Genomic DNA, 19,956 nt, shown 5'->3' with positions numbered 1-19,956 from the left:
AATAGGGCCAGGCGCTTCCCGGCGATTTCCGCCATCGGGTCTCAGCGCCAAGGGTGGCACAAGGATGACGGACGTGATGGGGTCACCACATCAAATCATCCGGCACCTTGTAGTCGGCGTATTCATCATCGCCATCCTCGGCCTCGGCACGGTTGTGCACCAATACCAGCGTCGGCTCGGCTGCCTCCAGCCGCTCGGCGATGTCAACCGGCACCAGCTCGTAGAAGTCATCATGGCGCACGATCGCCAAGCGCCCGTCGACCAGGTCTCGATGCTGCGCGGCGCTGACGTAGAGCCGCTTGAGCGCCGAACCGTCGGTAAAATTGTAGGCCCGGTCACCATCCGCGCGCGGGATACGGTTGTCGCGCACCAATTGCCACAGGGCAATCTGCTCGGCCTTGCGTTTGGCCTCCTCGTCGCGCTGGCGATTCAGCGCCTGATCACGCGCCCGCTTCTCGGCCGCGGCCTGCTGCGCCTGTTTGCGCTGGGCCTCGTCCGGGGCTGCGGTGCCCGATCGTTTTTGCTTGCGTTTCTTGGACTTGGTGTGCTTGAGCTGCTGTTCGCTCGCCAGCCCGGCCTTCACCAATTGATCCTGTAAGGAGCCTGTCATGCGTTCCACCCTCTCACGCTGTGGTGGCGGATTGTAACCCCTGCGCCCGGCTGACGCGCCATCGCGTCGATGTTTCGCGTTTCCGGGCGACCAGGGGCCTGTTTGCACTGAACAGCACGCTGTCGACGGTATACAATCGCGCGCTGCGCCCAAGACCTCCGGATCACAGGAGGCCACCCGTTGCTTAGGAGCACGCCATGAACCGCCTTTTCTCCATCCGAGCCCTATTGATCTTGACCGCCTTGGCGGCCGCCACGCCCACGCTGGCCAGTGAGATCGGTTATGTCGACATGCAGCGCGTCTTGGAAGACAGCGATCTCGGCAAGGCCGCGCAGGCCAACCTGCAGGAACGCTTCGGCGACGAGCAGCGGGCCTTCGCGCAAGAGGAGGCCGAGATTCGCCAGCTGCAACAAACCCTCGAGCGCGATCGCCCGCTCATGAGCACGGCTCAGGTCGAGAAGACCGAGCAGGAGATCCAGACCCGGATCGAACAATTCGAGGAAGAGTTCGCCAAGATCCAGCAACAGCTCGCGCGCGCGCAGCAACAGGAAGGTCAGAAGATCCTGCAGCCGGCGCGTGACGCCGTGATCAGTGTCGCCAAGCAGCGCAAGCTCGATGCGGTCTTCGAGGCCAATCAATCCGGCGTCGTCTATCTCGATGACGGGGGCGACATCACCGACGCTGTCATCAACGCGATGAATGCCGACACGAACTAGGTTGCGGCGGGCCGAAGCCAGCCAGGCCATCCGATCGCCATCCGATCGAACCTTGGTCAAGATTTGGGCATTTTGCTAACTCAGATCAGTTTTTTCCGCCCCGACCCAGGGCAGTCAATGACCGCTGGTTTACAATGCTCACGAGGGCCATTCAGCGCATCGCTCGTCGCTGCGCCACGGTCCGACGAGTCACTGTTCACTACGACATCGGCGCCGCCATCGAGGCGCCGCCGTTCCGGAGGATCGCAAGCCGATGCTTGGAGAAATGCACGATGTACTCCATGAGTTCCCCGAACTCGAAGGCAAGATCGACGAGATGCGTGCGAGCAACGCCGCCTTTGCCGAACTCATGGACGCCTATGATGAGCTGGACGCGAAGGTCCGCCAACTCGAGGAACTCGGCACCCCGGTTGCGGATGAAACCATCGAGGAGTTCAAGAAGCAGCGTTTGCTGCTCAAGGACAAACTCTACGAGCTCCTCCGTACCTAATACCGCCACGCAAGCCATTGGCGTGAAACCCGCGCGTCATTCGCACGCCGCTGGCCTGCTGATCTCACCTACGGCAGCTCTTTAGGGAGACCTCTTTCAGGGTAGCTCGATTAAGAGAGCTGCCCTTAGGAGGAAGCTGGCCCCGCGCAAGAGGGCGATGCGAGACAACGCCATGCGGGCAGCGGACCCAATTAGCACGCGACGCGCGAGCCATTCATGCGATCCTCCAAACCCTCAGCTGATCCGCTGGATCGGCCACGCAGCCGCCGTTTAGGACCACTGCTGCGCCTGCTGGGCTTTACCAGACCCTATCTCGGACGGCTCCTGCTCGCCCTAACGGCGCTGCTGTTCGCCGCCGGCACACTCCTGGCCTTTGGCCAGGTCATTCGCAACGTGGTCGATACCGGCATCGCCAGTGGCTCATCGGCCGCGCTGGATCAGGCGCTGCTGTTCTTTTTACTGGTGGTGGTGCTCTTGAGTATCGCCGTCGGGCTGCGCAGCTGGCTGCTGAACTGGCTTGGCGAGCGTGTGGTGGCCGATGTACGCCGCGCTGTTTTCAACCGCGCCCTGGCCCTGAACGTTGGCTTCTTCGAGACCACCCGCACCGGCGAGGTCATCTCCCGGCTGACCAGCGACACGGCACTGTTGCAGATCGTGGTCGGTTCCACCTTCGCCATGGGACTGCGCAGCCTGCTGCTGGCGATCGGCAGCCTGGTGATGCTGGCCATCACCAGTCCAGAGCTGACGCTGCTGGTCATCCTCGGGGTGCCCTTTGTGCTGGTGCCGGCCTGGTTCCTCGGCCATCGGGTGCGCCGCTTTTCCAGGCTCAGCCAGGACCGGATCGGCGATGTCGGCGCCTATGTCGACGAGACCCTGCATGGCATCCGCACGGTCCAGGCCTTCTGCCATGAGCCGGTGGACCGGGCGCGCTATGGCGAACGTGTCGAGGAGGCCTTCGGCACGGCGATGCGCCGCTCGGTGAACAGCGCGCTGCTGAGCACGGTGGTGACCTTGCTGACCTTCGGCGCCATCGGGCTGGTGCTCTGGTTCGGCGGGCGCGAGGTGCTGGCCGGGCGTCTCAGCGGGGGCCAGCTTTCAGCGTTCCTGTTCTATGCGATCCTGGTCGCGGGCAATGTCGGCTCGTTGTCAGACATCGCCGGTCAGCTCCTGCGTGGCGCCGGCGCCGCCGAGCGCTTGATGGAGCTGCTCGAGACCGAGCCCTCGATCACCGCGCCCGCCGCGCCACGCCGCCTGCCCACCCCGGTGCAAGGCCGCGTCGAGGCCCAAGCGGTGACCTTTACCTACCCATCCCGCCCCGAGCATCCGGCCATTGCCGGCCTCGATCTCGAAATCGCGCCGGGCGAGCAAATCGCCCTCGTCGGCCCCTCTGGCGCGGGCAAGTCGACCCTGTTCCACCTGCTGCTGCGGTTCTACGACCCAGAGCAAGGCGCGCTGCGCCTCGATGGCATCGATCTGCGCGAACTCGAACCCACGGCTTTCCGGCGCCAGATCGTCATCGTGCCGCAGGACCCGGTGATCTTTGGTGCCGACGCGCTCGAGAACATCCGTTATGGGCTGGAAGTCGATGACGCGGCGGTCGAGGCGGCGGCCCGCGCGGCGCACGCGCATGAGTTCATCCAGCGGCTGCCGGATGGCTATCGGACCTTCCTCGGCGAGCGCGGGGTGCGCCTCTCCGGTGGCGAGCGTCAGCGCATCGCGATCGCGCGCGCCATCCTGCGCGACCCAGCAGTCCTGCTCCTGGATGAGGCGACCAGCGCGCTGGATGCCGAAAGCGAGCGTCTCGTGCAAGACGCCTTGGACCACCTGATGACGGGGCGCACCAGCATCGTCATCGCCCATCGCTTGGCCACGGTGCGCAACGCCGACCGGATCCTGGTCCTCGACCAGGGGCGCATCGTCGCCAGTGGCCACCATGAGGCGCTGCTCGCCGAGGACGGCCTCTATGCGCGCCTCGCCGCCCTGCAGTTCCAGGATGGGAATTAGTCGTCCGAGGCCTGACCCTTGATGTGCTGGCGGATCTCCTGGGGGCGCGGCAGTCCGCGAATCCGCAGCTCCGGATCATCGCCAGCGGTATAGACCTTGAGATCACCGGCGCCCAGCAGGCGTTGGAGCAGCGACTGCTCGACCCGCACCGTGCGCACCGAACTCATGTTGATCTCGATGTACTGCTTGCTGAGCAGCCCATGCGTCCAGACCAGCTCGTATTCGTTGATCTCGAGCTGATCCATCAGGGCCGCCAGCCACCACCGCAGGAGCTGGAATAGACCGATGGCGATCAAGCCGTAGCCCAACCAGCGCGGCTCGAGCCCGTCGGGCAGTGGAAGCGCCTGCGTGGGCTCCAGCAAGAAGGGGAGCGTGCCGGTCAGCGCGATCAGCGCGCCACCGGCGATCATCAGCCACGCGATCAGCGCACCGAGCGGGTGCGAGCGCCAGACGGAAGGGTTGGCCTTGTACAGGACTTCAGGCATCGCATGACTCCTTGGGCGGGGTGACTCGGAACAGACATAACAGCGACAGCGGACGGCAAAGGCACGCTACCAGCGCGGCGTCGTGAGCAATCGTACCAGTCTTGGCCGACGCCGAGAATGCGTCCGAGAGGGCATGGAACTGGACGCGGAGCCGGGATTTAGCCGACGAGTGCGCTGAACGCATCGAGATCGAGCAGTTGGCCCGGCCCCTCGGGTTGGCCCGGACCCGCAGGGCTGCTCAGCTCGCGATAGTCGGCAAGCGTGCTGCCGGTGCCGATGCAGGGCCAAGGCGGCGGCGCCTGCAGCCAACCGCCATCGGCGGCGCGCATGTGTCGGCGATCACTGGCAAAGTCCGCGAGATAGTGCGCGGCGGTGACGACCCGAAAGCGCGGCTGCAGCAGCGCTGGCAACGCCGCCGCATGTGGGAAACTGCGCTCGAGCCAGGTGCTCGCCGCGACCGGCAGCGGCAAGCGCGAGTCCAGATCCCAGATGCGCCGCTGCTCGTCGAGCGCGATGCAATGATAGTCCCACCAGACGAGTCCCTCGGCACCGCCCGCGCGTTGCTCGGCGATCGGGCAAGCCCCGGCTTGGCTGGCGACGAAGATCACCTGCGCGATGGTCACGCCCGCCGGCGGCTCGGCGCAGAGCCACCAGATGTTCTCCTCGCAGTAGTACGGCTGATAGCGCAATCGATGGTGCATCTCGTCGCCAGGCCGCACCGTCAACCGGTGTTGCGCATCCCCGCCGCAATGGCGTTGATCGAGCGCAGCAGCGGGTCCAGCCATTCCTTGCGCGCCTCCTCGTTCGGCTCGTTGCGATAGCGCTCGAGCAGGGTGATCTGGATGTGGTTCAACGGGTCCAGATAGCTGTTGCGCCGCGCCAGCGAGAGCTGCAGCTCGGGCGTCTCCTCCATCACCGCATGCAGCCCGGCGACATTGAGCACCTGGGTCAGGGTGCGCTGATACTCATCGGCGATTGCCCGATAGAGCGGCTCGGCGCGCGCCTGGTCGGTGACCAACTGCGAATACTCATGGGCGATGCCCATCTCGGCCTTGAACAGCGACATCTGGGTGTTGCTCAGGATGGCGCGAAAGAACGGCCACTCCTGATACATGCGCTGCAATTTGGCGAGGCGTTCCAGGTCGGTCCCGCGCCACTGTTCGATCGCGCTGCCGATACCCAGCCAGGCCGGCAGCGTATGGCGCGCCTGCGCCCAGCCGAAGACCCAGGGGATGGCGCGAATCGAACCCAGCGAGCGGTCCGCCTTCTTGCGATGCGAGGGCCGCGAGCCGATGTTGAGCAGCGCGATCGCATCGACCGGCGTGGCCTCGTAGAAATAGTCCAACAAGCCCGGCGTGTCGCACACCAGCGCACGGTAATGCTGTTCGCCGAGCCGCGCCAGTTCCTCCATGATGCCGAGGAAATCCTTGCGCGGCTTGGTCGGCGGGTCGATCACGCAGCGGCTCGCCTTCATCAGGCCGCTGATGCCCATGGTCAGCTCGTAGAGCGCAGTCTCGGGGTTGGCGTAGCGGTAGGAGAGCACCTCACCCTGCTCGGTGAACTTGATCTGCCCATGCACGGTGTCCTCCGGCTGCGAGAGGATCGCCTCGTGGGTCGGTCCACCGCCGCGGCCGATGGTGCCGCCCCGGCCATGGAACAGGCGGCACTTGACGCCGCGCGATTGGGCGAGGGTGATGATCCTCTCCTGCGCCTCGTACAGATTCCAGGCCGAGGCCAGGATGCCGCCGTCCTTGCAGGAGTCCGAATAGCCCAACATCACCTCTTGCAGATTCCCCGAGGCCGCGAGCAGCGCCGCATAGGTCGGGTTGTCGAACAGCGCCGACATCACCGCCTCGATCTGGGCCAGGTCTTCGATGGTCTCGAACAGCGGCGAGATGCGCAGATGGCAGAACCAACCCTCCGGGGTGCGCCCGGCCAGGCCCGCCAGGCGCGCGAGCAGCATCACCTCCATCACATGGCTGGCGCAGTGGGTCATCGAGATCACATAGGCGCCGAACACCTGCTCGCTGATCTCGGCGCGCATCCGCGCCATCGACTCGAAGACCTCGAGGGTCTCGCGCGTCTCCGGGGTCAGGGTGCCCTTGTCGATATGGAAGGGATGCGGATGACCAATGGCCTCGGCGAGCGCGACCAGCTTCTGCTCCTCGCTGAAGGCCTCGTAGAGGGGCGCGCCGGCTTGGCGCGCGAATAGTTCGATCACCGCCTCGGTGTGGCGCGTCGACTCTTGGCGCACATCCAGATGCACCAGATGGAAGCCGAAACTCTCGACCAGTCGGATCAGATCCTTGAGTTCGCCATCGGCGGCGTTGGCATCGCCGTGGCTGATCAGCGAGTCGCGGATCAGATAGAGATCCTCGAGCAGCTCGCACTCGTGGGCATAGCCTTCCGGCAGGATCTCGGGGCTCTGATCGTCATCGATGCGCGCGCGCACTCGCTTCAGCGTGGTCTCGAGCCGGTGACGGACGATGAACAGCTTGCGTCGATAGGGTTCGTGGAAATAGCGCCGATGGGTCTGGCGCATGGTGTGCAGCCAATAATCCTCGTCATCATCCAGCGCATCGAGGAACGGCGTCGACGGCCGCACCAGCAGACTCGAATGACTGAGGATGCGCGATAGACGCTGGACCCGCGCGCTGTATTCCTCGAGCACCAGCTCGCAGTGCATGCGCACCGCCAGCTCGGTGGTCTCTGGCTTGACGAACGGATTACCGTCGCGATCGCCGCCGATCCAGGAGCCGAAGCCGACGAAGCTTGGCACCGTCACGCCGCTCTCGATGCCATACAGGCGCCGCACCGCGCGCTCGAGGTTGCGATAGACCTGCGGCAAGGTCTCGAACAACGACTCGCGGAAGAAGTACAGCCCCTGGCGCACCTCATCGGTCACCTGCGGCTTGTGTACCCGCACCTCATCGGTCTTCCAGAGCACCTGGATCTCGCTCAGGATCTGTCCCAGGCGATCCTGCTGCTCCTCCTCGTTGAGCTTGTGGCGGTGTAGATCCAGGGTCAGCAGGAAGATGCGCCGATGCGTCTCGAGCGTGGTGCGGCGCTTGGCCTCGGTGGGATGCGCGGTGAACACCGGCAGATAGGCGAGTTCATTTAACAGCTGCTGCAACCCCGCCGCATCGATGCCATCGGCATGGAACTGGCGCAGGGTGTGGTCGAACGAGCCGCGCCAGAGCCGCCCGCCAGCACTGACCAGCGAGCGCCGATGCAGGAAGGCATGCACATCCTCGACCAGATGCGCCAGGCTGAAGTAGATGGTATAGGCGCGGATCACCTCCGAGAGCGTCTGCGGGTCGAGACCGTTGATGCGCTTCATTAGCTTCGCACGCAGCTCTGGATCATCGTCATCGCGTAGCGTCAGGAAGCCTTCGCGCAGGCGTTCCACTACCACCAACACGCGCTTGCGGCTGTGCTCGCGCAGCACCTCACCGAGCAGGGTGGCGAAGAGCGCAATATCACGCTCGGAGCCGGACAGGGTCTGGGTATCGTTCATCGCGGTACAGCATTCGGGCCGAGGGGAAGGGGAACTGATCGGAGCCTCGGTCAGGCCGATAAGGCAGGGTGCGCGGCCTGCACCGCACGGCAGCGAGGCACTCGAGGCCATGACGCGTTTGCGTGGAGTCTACCCCGGCACCAAGGCAATGAAAACCAACCAAACCATCCGGCAGCGGATGGCGAGCAGAGATCAGCGCCGCGTCAGCCGCGGCGTTCGGTGCTTGTCGAGCGGCCTCGGTTGCGTCTATGGTCGCATCGTGCCCTCGGCCATCCGCCGATGCGCGCGTTCGGGGCCCGAAACAGGTCCTATCTAGCGTTCATCATCGTTGCCCCGCCCATCATCTATCACTGGAGACTCTCAATGCGCCCTACCAACCCGCTCACCACCGCCCTCGCCGCTGGCCTGAGTGCCGCCCTCATGCTGGGCAGCGCCCACGCCGAGGTGCAATCCAAGGCCGTCGGCTACGAGGACGAAGGCGTCCCGCTGACCGGCTATCTGTATTGGGACGACGCCCTCGAGGGCGATCGGCCCGGCATCCTGGTGATCCACGAATGGTGGGGCCTCAACGACTACGCGAAGAAACGCGCGCGGATGCTGGCCGAGCTTGGCTACGTCGCCTTCGCCGCGGACATGTACGGCAACGACCAGGTCACCGATCAGCCCGCGCAAGCGCGGGAATGGATGCAGGAGGTCACGGTCGATCCCGAACTCTGGCGCCAGCGTGCTGCGGCGGGCCTCGCCCAACTCACAGCCGTCGATGAGGTGGACACCGAGCAACTCGCCGCCATCGGCTACTGCTTCGGTGGTGGCACCGTGCTCCAGATGGCCTACGGCGGCGCTGAACTCGATGGCATCGTCAGCTTCCATGGCTCGATGCCCGCGGCCCCAGAGGAGAGCGCCGGCAAGATCGCGCCCAAGATCCTCATCCTGCACGGCCAGGCCGACAGCTTCGTCGCGCCCGAGGTGGTCACCAACTTCCAGGACAAGCTCGAGGAGGCCGGCGCCAACTGGGAGATGGACATCTACGGCGGCGTGCGCCACGGCTTCACCAACCCCGATGTCGGCGACTACGGCATCGAGAATCTGCAATACGATGCGCAGGCCGACGCCCGCTCCTGGCAACGCATGCAAGACTTCTTCCGCGAACTCTTTGCCGACTGAGCGATGAAACACTGGCTCTGGCTTCCCGTCGTCGTGATCCTCCTGGATCAGGTCAGCAAGTGGCTCGTGTTGAGCGCCCTCACCCCCTATCAGGTCCTCGAAATCCTGCCCAACATCAACCTCACCCTGATGTTCAACAGCGGCGCTGCGTTCAGCTTCCTGGCCGATGCCGGTGGCTGGCAGCGCTGGCTGTTCGCGGGCTTCGCGGTGCTGGTCACGCTCGCGCTCGTGGTCTGGCTGTTGCGCCTGCAAGCCAACGAGCGTTTGCTCGCCGTCGGTCTTGGGCTGATCATCGGCGGCGCGGTCGGCAACCTGATCGATCGCGTCGTCTTCGGTCATGTGGTCGACTTCATCCAGATCTACATGCCGGTGATCCCGCTGCGGCTCTTCAACCCTTGGCCGGCGTTTAACATCGCCGATAGCGCCATCAGTCTCGGCGTGATGCTACTGTTGATCGACACCGCTCGCGGCGAGCGCCCTCGACAGCCGGCGGATGGCTGACGCGCACCCGCTAAACCTTCAATCACGGAGTTGAGATGAAAATCGCCATCCTGTCGCGCAACCCAAAGCTGTACTCGACGCGCCGGCTCGCCGAGGCGGCGCGTGAGCGCGGCCATGAGGCGCGCGTCATCGACGTGCTGCGCTGCTACATGAACATCACCTCGCATGCGCCCTCGATCCACTACAGGGGCGAAACACTCACCGGCTTCGACGCGGTGATCCCGCGCATTGGCGCCTCGGTGACCTTCTACGGCACCGCCGTGCTGCGCCAGTTCGAGATGATGAACGTCTACCCATTGAACGAGTCGGTCGCGATCAGCCGCGCGCGCGATAAGCTGCGTTCGCTACAGCTGCTCTCGCGGCGCGGCATCGGCCTGCCGATCACCGGCTTCGCCCACACCCCGGACGATATCGAGGATCTGATCAAGATGGTCGGCGGCGCCCCGCTGGTGATCAAGCTCCTCGAGGGCACGCAGGGCATCGGCGTGGTGCTGGCCGAGACGCGCCAAGCCGCCGAGAGCGTGATCGAGGCCTTTCTCGGCCTCAAGGCCAACATCCTGGTGCAGGAGTACATCCACGAGGCCAAGGGCGCCGATATCCGCTGCTTCATCATCGGCGAGAAGGTCGTCGCCTCCATGCGTCGCCAGGCCAAGCCTGGGGAGTTTCGTTCCAACCTGCATCGCGGCGGCAGCGCCGACCTCATTCGCATCACCCCCGAGGAGCGTTCCACGGCGGTGCGCGCGGCCAAGATCATGGGGCTGAACGTCGCCGGCGTCGACATCCTGCGCTCCAACCACGGCCCGGTGGTGATGGAGGTCAACTCCTCGCCTGGGCTCGAAGGCATCGAGACGGCCACCAACAAGGACATCGCCGGTCAGATGATCGATTTCATCGAGAAAGACGCCGTCGCCGGCAAGACCCGCACCCGTGGCAAAGGTTAGCTCCACGGCCTCCGGGCTGCGGATCGGCGGGCAACTGGTGCGCGCCGGCGAGCGCCGGCGTCTGGACCTGCCGCTGCCGAGCCTGTTCACCCAAAACCCGGTGGTGTTGCCGGTGCATGTGCTGCACGGGCGCCGTCCCGGCCCGCGTCTGTTCGTCACCGCCGCCGTCCACGGCGACGAGATCAACGGCATCGCCATCATTCGCCGCCTGCTCAGCAGCACGGTCTTGCGCTCGCTGCGCGGCACGCTACTGGCGGTGCCGGTGGTCAATGTCTACGGCTTCGTGCGCCACTCGCGCTATCTGCCCGATCGGCGCGACCTGAATCGCAGCTTTCCCGGCTCCGAGAGCGGCTCGCTGGCCGGCCGGCTCGCGGCGACCTTGATGAGCGAAATCGTCGCCGACAGCGATCTCGGTATCGATCTGCATACCGGCGCCGCCCACCGCGAGAACCTGCCGCAGATCCGCGCCCGGGTCGAAACCATCGGCATCCCGGATCTGGCGCGCTCGTTCGACGCGCCAGTGATCCTCGATGCCGACCTGCGCGACGGTTCCCTGCGCGCGGCGGCCGCCGCGATCGATGTGCCGGTGCTGCTCTACGAGGCCGGCGAGGCGCTGCGCTTCGATGAACTCTCGATCCGCGCCGGCGTGCGCGGCATCCTCGCGGTGATGCGCCACCTCGGCATGATCCGCGATCAGACCCGCCGCCAGCGCTCGCCGCACCCGCCGGTGATCGCCCGCTCCAGCGTCTGGGCCCGCGCGCACACCAGCGGCATGCTGCGCTTCGCGCGTCCGCTCGGCGCCTGGGTCGAGAAGGGCGAGCGCCTGGCAACCGTGGCCGACCCCTTCGGCAATGGCGAGGAGGCCATCGCCGCCCCGACCGCCGGCATCGTCATCGGCCGCATGAACCTGCCCCTGATCACCGAGGGTGAAGCGCTGTTCCACATCGCCCGTTTCAAGACCGACGCCGTGGCCGACACCGTCGAGCACTTCCAACATCTGCTCGAGCCCGATGATCCGCTCTCGGAGCCCATCGACTGAGTGCCTGCTCAGCCAGAACGCCTCGAATGCTGCATGATCACGCCGGACAGCGGCCGGCATAGGTCAGACTGGAAGGTCAGGCTGGAGCGCCCGCCCCTTGGCGAGCGAGGCACTCCAGTGGTGCTTATCCAGCAGTGCTTATTTGGACGATTCGCTTGCAGCCGGTGCGGTGGGTGCCGGATACCCATAGCCCGGATAGGTATAGCCATAGTGGGGCACGGACCCGTAGGCATAGGGATAGCCGCCATAGTAGCCCGGATAGCCACCCCAATAGCCGGGATAGCCATACCCATAGCCCGGACCATACCAGGGGCCGCCCCAACCATTGCCCCAGCCGGGACCCCAGCCATCACCCCAATTCCAGGGGTTGAACGGTCCCCAGAAGGCATTCGCGGAGCCAGCGCCGAAGACAGTGACGCCGGCCAGACCAACAGCAAGCAACAGACGCTTCTTGATGAGCATGTTCTGACCTCCGCTCATTGAAGATGGTCGATCGAGAGGACCGGCGCAACCGCGCCGGGCCGCGTTCGAGCTTACCCGGGCGGCGACCTGCGCCGTTTGATGAAGGTCAATAGTTGCCGATCATCCTTCCACGAAGGAGCGCAGAAAGGCCTCCGCAGAGAGCGTCCGTGGCACCCGCCGTCCGCTCGGACCGGGCCGCATGGTGATAACTTGGCGTGAATGCTCCGGGCCATAACTGACGTGGATCGGCTGGTCCGCGCCGTAGAAGTAGAGCCGGTCGAACGGCGTGTGCTCGACGACCCAGTGCGCGACCTCACGCATCTCTTCATCGGCGATGATGAAGTCCACCGCCGCGCCAAGGCGCGGACAGACGAGATGGCCGAGCCGATTGCGCTCATGCGCTGCATGTTGATCGCGCTTGGGATCGATACGCCCCGGAATCCGCCGCGCCAATGCCGGCGAGCAGAAGCCATAGGTGAGCTGGATCATGCCGAACCAGTCGATGACCGGGTCCAACACCTGCTCGGCCAGCTCGAGCAGCGCGGTGTAGCTCTCCGGCTGTTGCGGGCGATTGTCGATGCCAGCGTCGCCTTGGCCTTTGCTTTGGCACTCGGCCGCCAGCCGCTGGTAAGTCTCGCCACACTCGATCAGATCGCGAAAGCACAGGTACTGACCGCAGGGATCGTCGAGTGCTGGCGGAGTCCGCACACGCCTCAGCCGGAGCCCATCGATCTCCCAGCGATGCCGCGCCAGGATCGCATCCAGCTCCGTCGCTGTCGGTCCGTAGCCGGAGAGATCGATCAGCCCGCGCGCCTCGAGCTGATCGAGCGCCTCATCAAACGTGACCTGTTCTGGATAGCCCGGATGCTCCTCGTTGATGAAGCGTGACTTGCGGTAAAGATAGGGCGGCTCAAAGACCGCGCCATAACCAAAGACATCGACACCCTGCTCGCGCAGCTTGATCTTCACCCGCTCAAGCATGCGCGGCAGCGCGCGCGCGTCGAAATCATCGAAGCGCATCAGCGTGAGTTTGCCGGAGCCGATGTGGATCTTGATCAAATCGGCATTGTGGACATCGCCATAGAGCGCGGCGGCGGCGCCAATGTAGACCCGCAGCAGCGCCGGCAACTGCTCGACCAGGTTGGTGTGCAGCGTGAGCGAGCCGCCTGGGGGGCTGCGTGAGTCGGCGGCGCGCCCGGCTGCCGCGATCTCGGCGCTAGCCGCTTCAAGCTCTAGCCAGCCAAGCCCATGCTCCGCCGCCTCGCGACAAGCCGCCGCGATTGATTCGACATCGGCAATCTGCAGCAGACGCGCAAAGCCGGCCGTGCGCGCCGCCGAGTAATCGCCGAAGAAGGCCTTGATGTCGCGCTGCAACCCGGTCTCCAACTGCTTGTACGGGCGTCGGCGCTCGAATTGTTGCAGCGCTAGGTAGACCTCCAAGTCGGCCACTCGCTCAGCCTCGGCGCGGGCGAGCAACGCGGCGGTCTCTTCTTCGCCCAGGATCTCGCGCTGATAGCGTTCCAAAAACCGCAACGCCTTGTTGAGACTGCCGAAGCCTTCGCCCAGCGCCAGCAGGTCCGGTGCCTCCAGATCCGCCTTCTCGGGTCGTCGCCCCAGGCTCAGCCAGTGCTCCCAGAGCCGCTCGAGCACAGCCTGATAGGCGGCATACTGCTCGGCGCGCTGATTCTGACGCTGACTGATGCGCGGCGCCCGAGGCGCCCGCGCCGAGGGATCGCGCAACCGAGGACGGCGTCGACGATAACGCTCGAGCAAGAACCGCTGCTCGGCATCCTTGTCGCGAAACAGATAGAGCACCCCAGGCGCAACCGGGATCGGCTCCTCATCGAGCGCATCGGTCAGAAAATCCTTGATCTCCTGCTGGGTGTAGTACTTCTGGAAGGTCTGGCGCTGGGTCATCACGCCATCGCGGAAGCGCGCGCCGCGCGGGTCGTTCTGATTGGCCAGCATCACCGAGACCACCAGCAGTCGCTCGGCGAGCGACCAGGCGCGCTGCAGCGCCTCGAGCCGCTCGTCGAAGTCCTCGATGACGTTGATCACGAAGCCGAGATTGACCAGATCGGCGGCTTCGATCGGACCCTTGGGCGCGAAGTAAGGATCCCAGCCCGCTGCCGTCAGGCCATTCTCGAGCAGCCCGCGCACATCATCGCCACGCCCGCAGCCGTAATCGAACAGCCGATACTGACCATCGAGAAAGCCATGCCGGGCCAGGCTCTGGATCGGCGCCGAGAAGCCGTAGCGGACCATCGCCGTGCGGTGGCGGGCGACCTCCCAGTCAGCGTGCAAGGGGGCTTTCTCATTCCCGTCAACGGGGTGGTCCTCGCCCTCGGCACCCTCGCGCTCGACATTGCCCAGCGGCAACAGCGCATGATCCTCGATGCGATAGCCCGCCGCATGCACACGCTCCAGCCATTGGCGCCGGTAGCCAATCCGGGTGCTGTCCTCGAACAGGCCGATCGACTCCGCCGCCGCAGTCAGCGCCGCGTACTGCATCTCGGCGCGGATGATCCGCCGGCAGCAACAGCTCCTTGCGATGCAGGATCGGCGGATTCAGTGAGTCCTCATAAGTGCGATAGCCAACCCGGCCGGTTGCGGGCTCAAAGCGCCAGCTCTCGCGCAGCGCCGGGAAGGGATCATCGAAGAACTCGGCATAATGCAGCAGCGCGATCTCGCCGCTCTCCGCATCGAGCCGCACCACATTGAAGCGAACACCGCGCTCGACCCCTGCCGCCTGCGCCGCCGCTGCGACCCGCGCCTCCCAATCCAAGCTGCTACTCTGCGCCGCCTTCGCCTGCGTGCGCGCATTCAGGCTCGGCAGCGCCTCAACATGCAGGTAGGTCCGACGACCGATGGTTTTGCCCGTCAAAGGCGGTTTAGACACCTAAACCTCTCGGATCTCTGCCGCTTCCGCGACGATACCAGTGGCAGCGAAGATCGTGAGCAACAACTCGTCATCATCGATCAACCGAAACACGGGGCGTTGGCCGGACAGTTTCTCGCTATTCTCCAGGATGATGCGGACACCTTCACCCCGCTTATCCATCAAGGTTTGTCGGTCGGTCTGAAGCCAGTCCATTTCATTTGCCACCGGACACTTTGCGAGCAAGCTGGTTAGCGTCTCATTGCGAGCTGACTGCCGATAGAGCAGGCTGTCAACCGTCATTGTGTTCGGAATCGAACCAGGCGAGTAAAGCTCCAGCCGATCCGAATACAAACGCAAGCGAATCTTTGCTCCATAAATCGCGTAATCACGATGCGCCACGGCATTAACCAGCGCCTCGAAGACCGCAGCCAAATCGTATTGGGGGATATCCCTGCGGCCAAGCGTCTTGATCGCTGCAACTTTCATATTCCGCGCAACAAATCGGCAACCTTCTCGCACCTGCTCGTCAAGCGGCCCGGAAAGATCGCGCGCATCCAGTTGGTAAGGAAGATTCCCGTCCATTTCCGCAGGCGAGGTTCCATGATAAGCCACAGCTTGAATGAAGGCATTTGGCATCCAGTCGCGCGGCTCTCGACAGGCCATCAGGATACCGCTGACGGATGGGTGCCATTCGCCTTGGTCATCGATCGCAATCAGACCCAATTTGCGCAGGAAATCCGCAGGCTCATCGCGCGTGCGCAAGGTCTGGAAACGCTCATACAGGGCTGGATCGAGCGCGGAGACTAGTGCCTGTACAACGGGCTGCTCATCGAAACGTATCAATCGTGTCTGACTGCGCTGCTGGCCGAGCCGAATGATGTAGTCGGTCGACATGCGACGCTTGCTACTACCGATGCGGTGGAAGTGCCCATTCGGACTCTCGTGCACATATAAGCTACGGGGAATGTCGACCTTCAAAATAGGACTGAGCCGACCTGTCGCATCTGGCAATCCCCATTTTTCGATGCGACACAAAAGCGGCGGCTTAATGCGATCCGCAATCACGCCTTGCAGCCAATGCTCTAATCGGGCCAGATCATCGACGCTGAGATCTTGAGGCTGTTTCGTCGCCTCATCGAAGCCCAATATAAGAACGCCACCGCTACTGTTCGCAAATGCAGCAAGCTCATCCGCGAGTCCATCGGCATGCGGACCGGTCACACGGTTGTCGCGTAACTGAACGGCCTTTAGCTCAAGATGATTATCCTCGCCGAGCTGGATCTGCTGCAATAGAGCGTCTTCAGTATCGAACATATTCAGGCTCGTCTTAGCTCACCAGTCTTGGTATTGGCTCTGAGACGCTGCTGCGCATGGATTAGCGCAGTTACTCACCCCAACACCCGCTCCTCCAACGCCGTCACCGAGACTAACACCGGTTTCAACTGCAACGCACCGCTGGAGGTCTCAACCGGCCCCAGCGACCAGCATTGTCCCTTCTCGAGCCGCGCGAGACGTTGCGACCAATCCGCCTTGGAATCGTGCGTGATCTGGCTCAGCAGCGAGGCGAAGCGTTCGATCTCGGTATCGGCCGGCTTGAAGAACAGCTTGTGCCCAGCCTGGAACAGCCGATCGCGCTGCTCTTGGTTGAAGTTGTTCGTGGTCTGAGTCGCCAGGATCAGCGACAGGCCGAATTTGCGCCCCTCGCGCAGCATCTTGTCGATCGGCACCTTCTCTGGCCAGCGCAGCCTGCGCACCGTCTCGAAGCACTTGGCATCGTCGATGAGCGTTTGGATGTTCAGCATCAGGACATCCCGGCAACGGTTCAAAAGGGTCGGAGCGTATCGCTTGACCGCCTGCTGTCGCAACATCAACTCGCAGCTTCAGCGCCTCAGCTCGCGGCCGGACACCTGACCGGAACGCATAAAGAGCGTACCTTATAGAAAGCAAAGGTACATACCCCATGACAAAAAAAGTTCCTGACTTCCAACGCCATCCTCCGGTGTGTTTCCGCCTTTCTTCAGAGGAAAAGGAGCGCTTCAAGGCAGCAGCAGCCACAGACGGCAAGGCGCTTGGCACCTGGCTCAAGCATCTCGCCCGTCAGCGTATCGCCGAGCAGGACATGCACGGCACAGCGGATTCAAGGCAGGCGGAATGACCTTAACCGCAGTCGCAGACCGATCAACGAGCTTCCGCCGATGGTCTGATCGTCGATCCTTCAGGCCGTGAGTATAGACATGCGAACATCCGACACAACGGCAAGCGTCGCCCACTACGAGCGCCACGCCCGCGCGTTCTTCAACGAAACCGTCGGTGTCGACATGATCCCGCTGTATCAACGCTTCTTGCCGCTGCTGCCAGCCGGTGGCGCAATCCTTGACGCCGGCTGCGGCTCCGGGCGCGATCTGCGTGCCTTTCGGGCGCTGGGCTATCAGGTCACGGGGTTCGATGCGTCCCCGTCGCTGGTCGCCTTGGCAAGCGAGCATGCCGGTGTGCCCGTCTACTGCTTGGCGTTTAACGATATCCCGTGGCGCGCCCAATTTGATGGTATCTGGGCCTGCGCGAGCCTGCTGCACGTTCCGCGCGCCGAATTGGCTAGCGTGCTGAAACGGCTTGCCACCGCTCTGGTTTCCGGCGGTATCGTTTACGCCTCGTTCAAATATGGAACTGCGGAACATGCGCGAGACGACCGAATCTTTACGGACATGGATGAAGACCTGTTGGCAGACCTGCTGGACGAAAGCCGTTTGCTGGCACCCGTCGATGTTTGGACAACGGCGGATCGCCGACCAGGTCGTGAACACGAGCACTGGCTGAATCTGCTGCTGAGAACGATTAGAGACCCCGTGATCTAACGGATTAGCCGATGACCCAGGAAACACCAGCGCCCTCGCCGCTTCCCTCGTCCCAACCCGAGGACGACTTCGTTAGCCTCTTCGCCGAGCTGTTCGGACTGGAAAAAACGCAGCTGCTGGTGCCCGAGTTTCCGGTGCTCGACATCGACGGCGGCGCTCGATTCATCGACTTCGCCCTGCGTGCCGGTAGCAAGAAAATCGCCTTCGAGGTCGATGGTCCCACGCACTATCAGCCACCAGCCTTCGATCGCACCAAGTACGAAGACGACCTGCTGCGCCAAAACAGCCTGATCCATCAGGGCTGGCAGGTGTATCGCTGGACCGATTACGAATTGGACCAACGCCGTGAACGGGTCAAGGAACAGCTCGCGCTGTTCTTGGAGCGGGTACCCGGCCTGCTCGACATGGACGATTTTTTGCCTAAACAACGTGCCTGCAAAGCCGACTTCAACCTCCGCACTCACCAGAGCGAAGCGCTCGATTGGCTTGCGCTCATCCGTGCCGAGGGCACCACCATTGCCCTGCTCGGCCACGCCACCGGCTCCGGCAAGACCTTTACCGCCATCGAAGACGCCCGACGCATCGGCGCGCCGGTGCTCTATGTCGCACACACCAAGAACCTGATCCGCCAAACCGAGCGTGCCGTCAACGAGCAATGGCCCGAGGCCACCACGGGTATCATCCAAGGCGGACGCTTCGAGGCCGACGCGCAATGCGTTCTCGCCACGGTGCAATCGCTCAGCAACCGCCTGAACGAGATCGACCCAAACCATTTCCGCTATCTGATCATCGATGAAGCCCACCACGCTACCGCTGACAGCTACCAGCAGGTACTGGCCTACTTCCGCCCGGTCTTCACCTTGGGCTTGACCGCCACTCCCGAGCGTGCGGACGGCAAATCGATTCTCGACATCTTTCGCGATACCGCCCATCGCCTGAGCCTCAAAGAAGCCATCGAGTGCGGCGAACTGGTGCCCATCCGCTGCGTGCGAGTCAAGACCAACGTCGACCTCAGCCGCGTGCGCTTCAACGAGGTGCAGTACCACCGCCAGGATCTTGAACAGGCCATCACCATCCCGGCGCGCGATGAGCTGATCGTGCAGACTTATCTGGAGCATGTGCGCGGACGCAAAGCCGTCACCTTCGCCGTCAATGTCCGTCACGGCGAAGCACTGGCCGAGCGCTACCGCGCCCAAGGCGTCCCCGCACGCGCCGTTTCCGGCCAGATGCCCAACAAGGAGCGCGATGCGGTTCTCGATGCTTTCGCCCAAGGCGAATTGCATATGCTGTGCGCCTGCGATCTCCTCAACGAAGGCTGGGACTGTCCAGACATCGAGGTCTTGATGATGGCGCGGCCAACCCTGTCAAAGATCATCTACATGCAACAGCTTGGACGTGGCACACGCAAGGCACCCGGCAAGGATAGCCTCTTGGTCTTCGACTTCGTCGATAACGCCGGTCGTTACAACCAGAGCTGGAATATCCATCGCGTCACCGGCAATCAGCGATACCGGCCAGGTGGCTTTGCCGCCGCTCCCAAAGACCGCATCGAGGAAGAAGACCGCACCGGCCCGCAGGATCCGCTCATCCTTCACCTCGGCCTCTGGACCGAGCACTTCGAGGAAATCGATGTCTTCGACTGGCAAAACACCGTCAAGGATATGGTTCCCGTTGCGGAACTAGAACGCCAGCTCGCAGCATCGGAAGGCTACCTGCGCAACAAAGTCCTGCAAGGCGAGCTAACGCCCGATCATGACCTCAGCCTGGGCCGTCGCCGCTACTTCTACTTCGCCAAGGATCGCAAGCAGACCATCGCTGATCAGTTCGGCTTGAAGCCCATCACCTCGGCCAACATCCGCGAGCGGTTCTTTGAGTTCTGCGAAGACATGGACATGAGCGCCAGCTACAAGCCCGTGCTTCTGCGTGCGCTGCTCGACACCGTTGATGAGGAAGGCAAGGTCTCCCTGCACCTGCTGACGTTGGCGTTTCGGGATTTCTACCTTGATCGGCTCAACTGCGGTCTGCCGGCCGAGAAAGGCAATCTGCGGATGGCGCGGGTCAAGGAGTTGACCGAAAGCTCGATTCAGCAAGTGATGCTGGGGATGCCGTTCAAGAAGTATGCACAGCGCAGGTTTGTCGATTACTCGCGGGATTTGTCGCAGGTCCGAATCGCGCCCTCGTTGTGGAAACGGTTAGAGCGTCAGGATTGCGAACGCTTGCGGGATTTGGCCAACGAGCGAATTAGGGAATATTTTGGGAGATAAAAACACAACGATGCTTGTGCCCGACTTTCA

General features: G+C 63.5%; 18 protein-coding genes. 10 read left to right on the top strand and 8 right to left on the bottom strand.

Annotated features, from left to right (window positions below):
* Positions 1-82: 82 nt before the first annotated feature.
* Entirely contained in the window at positions 83-610 is a 528-nt protein-coding gene (locus tag CCR82_RS15695) for a DUF2058 domain-containing protein (protein WP_201246753.1), read from the bottom strand.
* Between the two features lie 197 nt (positions 611-807).
* Here CCR82_RS15695 and CCR82_RS15690 point away from each other — a divergent pair, with 197 nt between their 5' ends.
* The 3 genes from CCR82_RS15690 to CCR82_RS15680 all read left to right on the top strand — a co-directional run bounded on the left by CCR82_RS15690 (position 808) and on the right by CCR82_RS15680 (position 3,820).
* A complete protein-coding gene (locus CCR82_RS15690; RefSeq protein ID WP_201246752.1) occupies positions 808-1,326 on the top strand; it encodes an OmpH/Skp family outer membrane protein in 519 nt (172 codons plus the stop codon).
* A 253-nt stretch (positions 1,327-1,579) separates the two neighbouring features.
* Positions 1,580-1,816 carry an HP1242/YdcH family protein gene (locus CCR82_RS15685; protein ID WP_201246751.1) on the top strand — a complete coding sequence of 79 codons (237 nt, stop codon included), beginning with the start codon at positions 1,580-1,582 and terminating at the stop codon, positions 1,814-1,816.
* Positions 1,817-2,032: 216 nt separating this feature from the next.
* Positions 2,033-3,820, top strand: coding sequence for an ABC transporter transmembrane domain-containing protein (locus CCR82_RS15680; RefSeq protein ID WP_201246750.1), 1,788 nt, complete (start codon positions 2,033-2,035; stop codon positions 3,818-3,820).
* Here the strand turns inward: CCR82_RS15680 and CCR82_RS15675 are convergent.
* The 3 genes from CCR82_RS15675 to ppc form a co-directional block, all read right to left on the bottom strand.
* Positions 3,817-4,305: a PH domain-containing protein gene (locus CCR82_RS15675; protein WP_201246749.1), complete on the bottom strand. Its 489-nt coding sequence runs from the start codon at positions 4,303-4,305 to the stop codon at positions 3,817-3,819. The genes CCR82_RS15680 and CCR82_RS15675 overlap by 4 nt on opposite strands.
* A gap of 158 nt (positions 4,306-4,463) precedes the next feature.
* Entirely contained in the window at positions 4,464-5,090 is a 627-nt protein-coding gene (locus CCR82_RS15670; RefSeq protein WP_201246748.1) for a protein N-terminal glutamine amidohydrolase, read from the bottom strand.
* A complete protein-coding gene (gene ppc, locus CCR82_RS15665; RefSeq protein WP_201246747.1) occupies positions 5,027-7,822 on the bottom strand; it encodes a phosphoenolpyruvate carboxylase in 2,796 nt (931 codons plus the stop codon). Before ppc ends, CCR82_RS15670 begins: the two co-directional genes overlap by 64 nt.
* 363 nt (positions 7,823-8,185) lie before the next feature.
* Here ppc and CCR82_RS15660 point away from each other — a divergent pair, with 363 nt between their 5' ends.
* The 4 genes from CCR82_RS15660 to CCR82_RS15645 are packed head-to-tail and all read left to right on the top strand — an operon-like array spanning position 8,186 to position 11,467.
* Positions 8,186-8,986: a dienelactone hydrolase family protein gene (locus CCR82_RS15660; protein WP_201246746.1), complete on the top strand. Its 801-nt coding sequence runs from the start codon at positions 8,186-8,188 to the stop codon at positions 8,984-8,986.
* A 3-nt stretch (positions 8,987-8,989) separates the two neighbouring features.
* The gene (lspA, locus tag CCR82_RS15655; RefSeq protein ID WP_201246745.1) at positions 8,990-9,487 is read left to right on the top strand and encodes a signal peptidase II; all 498 of its coding nucleotides are present in this window, start codon (positions 8,990-8,992) and stop codon (positions 9,485-9,487) included.
* Between the two features lie 35 nt (positions 9,488-9,522).
* Entirely contained in the window at positions 9,523-10,428 is a 906-nt protein-coding gene (gene rimK / locus CCR82_RS15650; RefSeq protein WP_201246744.1) for a 30S ribosomal protein S6--L-glutamate ligase, read from the top strand.
* Complete coding sequence (locus CCR82_RS15645) at positions 10,415-11,467, top strand: succinylglutamate desuccinylase/aspartoacylase domain-containing protein (protein ID WP_201246743.1); 1,053 nt, start codon at positions 10,415-10,417, stop codon at positions 11,465-11,467. Before rimK ends, CCR82_RS15645 begins: the two co-directional genes overlap by 14 nt.
* Before the next feature lie 138 nt (positions 11,468-11,605).
* Here the strand turns inward: CCR82_RS15645 and CCR82_RS15640 are convergent, their stop codons facing one another.
* The 4 genes from CCR82_RS15640 to CCR82_RS15625 all read right to left on the bottom strand — a co-directional run bounded on the left by CCR82_RS15640 (position 11,606) and on the right by CCR82_RS15625 (position 16,612).
* Positions 11,606-11,929, bottom strand: a complete 324-nt coding sequence (locus tag CCR82_RS15640) for a hypothetical protein (protein WP_201246742.1) — start codon at positions 11,927-11,929, stop codon at positions 11,606-11,608.
* 120 nt (positions 11,930-12,049) lie between these two features.
* Positions 12,050-14,440, bottom strand: a complete 2,391-nt coding sequence (locus tag CCR82_RS15635) for a DNA phosphorothioation-associated putative methyltransferase (protein WP_242513532.1) — start codon at positions 14,438-14,440, stop codon at positions 12,050-12,052.
* Positions 14,441-14,828: 388 nt separating this feature from the next.
* Positions 14,829-16,124 (bottom strand): ATP-binding protein, encoded by a 1,296-nt coding sequence (locus CCR82_RS15630; protein ID WP_201246741.1) that lies wholly within the window; start codon positions 16,122-16,124, stop codon positions 14,829-14,831.
* A 74-nt stretch (positions 16,125-16,198) separates the two neighbouring features.
* Positions 16,199-16,612, bottom strand: a complete 414-nt coding sequence (locus CCR82_RS15625; protein WP_201246740.1) for an ATP-binding protein — start codon at positions 16,610-16,612, stop codon at positions 16,199-16,201.
* 158 nt (positions 16,613-16,770) lie between these two features.
* Between CCR82_RS15625 and CCR82_RS15620 the strand changes: the two genes are divergently transcribed.
* From CCR82_RS15620 to CCR82_RS15610, 3 genes are all read left to right on the top strand, one after another.
* Positions 16,771-16,965 carry a hypothetical protein gene (locus CCR82_RS15620; protein ID WP_201246739.1) on the top strand — a complete coding sequence of 65 codons (195 nt, stop codon included), beginning with the start codon at positions 16,771-16,773 and terminating at the stop codon, positions 16,963-16,965.
* A 79-nt stretch (positions 16,966-17,044) separates the two neighbouring features.
* Complete coding sequence (locus CCR82_RS15615; RefSeq protein WP_201246738.1) at positions 17,045-17,662, top strand: class I SAM-dependent methyltransferase; 618 nt, start codon at positions 17,045-17,047, stop codon at positions 17,660-17,662.
* Between the two features lie 11 nt (positions 17,663-17,673).
* A complete protein-coding gene (locus tag CCR82_RS15610; protein ID WP_201246737.1) occupies positions 17,674-19,926 on the top strand; it encodes a DEAD/DEAH box helicase family protein in 2,253 nt (750 codons plus the stop codon).
* The last annotated feature ends 30 nt before the right edge of the window (positions 19,927-19,956 follow it).

Source organism: Halochromatium salexigens (assembly GCF_016653295.1).
Lineage (GTDB): Bacteria > Pseudomonadota > Gammaproteobacteria > Chromatiales > Chromatiaceae > Lamprobacter > Lamprobacter salexigens.
This window is presented reverse-complemented; position numbering and strand designations above follow the sequence as displayed.

What these genes read in the sequence shown, in the direction of transcription:
- CCR82_RS15680 (WP_201246750.1), top strand. Translation starts at nt 2,033, where the DNA reads ATGCGATCCTCCAAACCCTCAGCTGATCCGCTGGATCGGCCACGCAGC.
- ppc (WP_201246747.1), bottom strand. Translation starts at nt 7,822, where the DNA reads ATGAACGATACCCAGACCCTGTCCGGCTCCGAGCGTGATATTGCGCTC.
- CCR82_RS15615 (WP_201246738.1), top strand. Translation starts at nt 17,045, where the DNA reads ATGCGAACATCCGACACAACGGCAAGCGTCGCCCACTACGAGCGCCAC.
- CCR82_RS15675 (WP_201246749.1), bottom strand. Translation starts at nt 4,305, where the DNA reads ATGCCTGAAGTCCTGTACAAGGCCAACCCTTCCGTCTGGCGCTCGCAC.
- CCR82_RS15660 (WP_201246746.1), top strand. Translation starts at nt 8,186, where the DNA reads ATGCGCCCTACCAACCCGCTCACCACCGCCCTCGCCGCTGGCCTGAGT.
- CCR82_RS15635 (WP_242513532.1), bottom strand. Translation starts at nt 14,440, where the DNA reads ATGCAGTACGCGGCGCTGACTGCGGCGGCGGAGTCGATCGGCCTGTTC.
- CCR82_RS15640 (WP_201246742.1), bottom strand. Translation starts at nt 11,929, where the DNA reads ATGCTCATCAAGAAGCGTCTGTTGCTTGCTGTTGGTCTGGCCGGCGTC.
- CCR82_RS15620 (WP_201246739.1), top strand. Translation starts at nt 16,771, where the DNA reads ATGACAAAAAAAGTTCCTGACTTCCAACGCCATCCTCCGGTGTGTTTC.
- CCR82_RS15670 (WP_201246748.1), bottom strand. Translation starts at nt 5,090, where the DNA reads ATGGCTGGACCCGCTGCTGCGCTCGATCAACGCCATTGCGGCGGGGAT.
- CCR82_RS15685 (WP_201246751.1), top strand. Translation starts at nt 1,580, where the DNA reads ATGCTTGGAGAAATGCACGATGTACTCCATGAGTTCCCCGAACTCGAA.
- CCR82_RS15695 (WP_201246753.1), bottom strand. Translation starts at nt 610, where the DNA reads ATGACAGGCTCCTTACAGGATCAATTGGTGAAGGCCGGGCTGGCGAGC.
- CCR82_RS15625 (WP_201246740.1), bottom strand. Translation starts at nt 16,612, where the DNA reads ATGCTGAACATCCAAACGCTCATCGACGATGCCAAGTGCTTCGAGACG.
- CCR82_RS15690 (WP_201246752.1), top strand. Translation starts at nt 808, where the DNA reads ATGAACCGCCTTTTCTCCATCCGAGCCCTATTGATCTTGACCGCCTTG.
- CCR82_RS15630 (WP_201246741.1), bottom strand. Translation starts at nt 16,124, where the DNA reads ATGTTCGATACTGAAGACGCTCTATTGCAGCAGATCCAGCTCGGCGAG.
- rimK (WP_201246744.1), top strand. Translation starts at nt 9,523, where the DNA reads ATGAAAATCGCCATCCTGTCGCGCAACCCAAAGCTGTACTCGACGCGC.
- CCR82_RS15610 (WP_201246737.1), top strand. Translation starts at nt 17,674, where the DNA reads ATGACCCAGGAAACACCAGCGCCCTCGCCGCTTCCCTCGTCCCAACCC.
- lspA (WP_201246745.1), top strand. Translation starts at nt 8,990, where the DNA reads ATGAAACACTGGCTCTGGCTTCCCGTCGTCGTGATCCTCCTGGATCAG.